Below are 918 nucleotides of genomic sequence, written 5' to 3'. Positions count from 1 at the left end.
CTATGGGATTAGTATGAGTAAATCAAAAAAAGCCTCGGAGCAGTACACAATCGAAACGATTAAATTAGCCTCTGAAGACGAGTATATGAACGATGCGCAACTGGCGTTCTTCAAAGCATTGCTAATTGAGTTGCATGACTCTACACGAGAGAGAATTCAAGAGGCTAAAGATCAAATGTCGAGCCCTGTTGATTCGGCTGACGAAGGAGATCGTGCCTCGTGGGAAGAGCAATGTGCGATTTCTATGCGCATTGTTGACCGAGAGCAAAAGCTACTCCCTAAGATTCAGCAGTCCTTAGAGCGGATTCGGCTGGGCGAGTATGGCTACTGTATTGAATCTGGAGATCCAATCGGTATTCCGCGATTACTTTTAAGACCAACAGCTGAGTACTGCGCAGACGTCAAACAAGCACGTGAAATGCAGGAGCACGTGTTCAGAGATTAGTTAAGCTTGAGAGTAAACGAATGATGTAGCCTCGATGCTTAATCAAAGCGTTGGAAGCATTAACTTCCAGCGCTTTGATTAAGCAACCACGCAATCACAAACACTTGCGGTAGGGTTAACAGCGGTAAATAGAGTGCTGTTTTCCATGATTTGGTGGTGTCTTTGATGACCATAATTTCGGTGTAATCGGTGGCGACGCCGCCCATCAAAAAACCAAAACTATTACCGGGGGCATTGGCACGAGTCATCAAGTCGGCCGCGATAGGTGTCGAGCCTTCTGAGCAGACCTCAATGATGGTCGCAGCGACTAAGGTCGCAAATAAACCAAGCAGAGTAGGACCGAAGTAATCTTGGAAAAGCTCTAGGCTCACAAAGGCGCGAATAGCAGAAGCGAGCAACACGCCAAACAATATCCATTTGATGATAATGCGTGAGCCATTAATGCCTCCTTGAACAAAGCGTTTAAGAAGCGT

Annotated in this window: 2 protein-coding genes; one reads left to right on the top strand and one right to left on the bottom strand. The window is 46.2% G+C overall.

Going from position 1 to position 918, the window contains the following annotated elements; genetic code table 11:
- The coding region (locus tag A3739_RS02570; protein WP_369821082.1) for a TraR/DksA family transcriptional regulator at positions 1 to 445 on the top strand (445 nt) is incomplete at its 5' end.
- Positions 446 to 504: 59 nt separating this feature from the next.
- On the opposite strand, the gene A3739_RS02565 is transcribed toward A3739_RS02570, so the two are convergent.
- Positions 505 to 918: permease (locus A3739_RS02565; RefSeq protein ID WP_197471980.1), on the bottom strand; the 414-nt coding region annotated here is incomplete at its 5' end.

The organism is Oleiphilus sp. HI0067 (assembly GCF_001635735.1).
This window is presented reverse-complemented; position numbering and strand designations above follow the sequence as displayed.